The following is a 916-nucleotide window of genomic DNA, read 5'->3' on the forward strand; positions in this document are numbered from 1 at the left end:
GGCCGGCGCTGAAGGTGGCGTCCGGCGCACGCGCAACGGCCATGGCGGCGGCGCCGGCGGCCGACGGCTGGCAGGAGTTCTGAGGTGGCAAGCGAGCAGACGCAACTGATCTTCGAACTGCCGGCGGTGCTGGACTTCCAGGCCGCCACGCCGCTGGCGGCGCGCCTGCGCGCGCTGCGCGGGGCGGCGCTGACCGTGGACGCGGGTCCCGTCGAATGGCTCGGCGGCCAGTGCCTGCAGGTGCTGCTGTCGGCCGCAAACAGCTGGCGCGCCGATCAGGCCGCGCTGCAGTTCACCGGCCTGACGCCCGCGTTTTGCGACGGGCTGAGGCGCCTGGGCGTGGCGCAGGCCGCCCTCACCGGCGAGGAGCAGGGGCAATGAGCACCACCATCTTGACCGTCGACGATTCGCGCACCATGCGCGACATGCTGAAGCTGGCGCTGGTCGAGGCCGGCTACCGGGTGGTGCAGGCCGAGGACGGGCTGCACGGGCTGGAGGTGCTGGCCGCCGAGACGCCGCGGGTGATCGTCACCGACATCAACATGCCGCGGCTCGACGGCTTCGGCTTCATCGAGAAGGTGCGCGCCGACGCCGCCTGGCGCGGCATCCCGATCCTGGTGCTGACCACCGAGAGCGACGCGGCCAAGAAGGACCGGGCGCGGCGCGCCGGGGCGACCGGCTGGATCGTCAAGCCCTTCGACCCGGCAAAGCTGATCGACGCCATCCGCCGCGTGGCGGCCTGAACCGACGAGGACACCGCCGTGGACGCAATGGCAACCATCAAGCAGACCTTCTTCCAGGAGTGCGAGGAGCAGCTGTCCGAGCTCGAGGCCGGGCTGCTGGCGATCGAGCGCGACGCGGCCGAGCCCGACACCGTCAACGCGGTGTTCCGCGCCGTGCACTCGATCAAGGGCGG

Annotated in this window: 3 protein-coding genes; all 3 read left to right on the forward strand. The window is 72.1% G+C overall.

Going from position 1 to position 916, the window contains the following annotated elements:
- The first annotated feature begins 84 nt into the window (after positions 1 to 84).
- Positions 85 to 381 carry an STAS domain-containing protein gene (locus AC3A4H_RS23565; RefSeq protein ID WP_487768873.1) on the forward strand — a complete coding sequence of 99 codons (297 nt, stop codon included), beginning with the start codon at positions 85 to 87 and terminating at the stop codon, positions 379 to 381.
- Positions 378 to 743, forward strand: coding sequence for a response regulator (locus AC3A4H_RS23570; RefSeq protein WP_487768874.1), 366 nt, complete (start codon positions 378 to 380; stop codon positions 741 to 743). Before AC3A4H_RS23565 ends, AC3A4H_RS23570 begins: the two co-directional genes overlap by 4 nt.
- A gap of 27 nt (positions 744 to 770) precedes the next feature.
- A partial coding sequence (locus AC3A4H_RS23575; protein ID WP_487768875.1) for an Hpt domain-containing protein occupies positions 771 to 916 on the forward strand: 146 nt, incomplete at its 3' end.

The organism is Pseudaminobacter sp. Soil_N_29 (assembly GCF_057656055.1).

Bases quoted from the DNA above. Each gene is read 5' to 3' on its own strand.
- AC3A4H_RS23570 (WP_487768874.1), top strand. From the start codon at position 378: ATGAGCACCACCATCTTGACCGTCGACGATTCGCGCACCATGCGCGAC.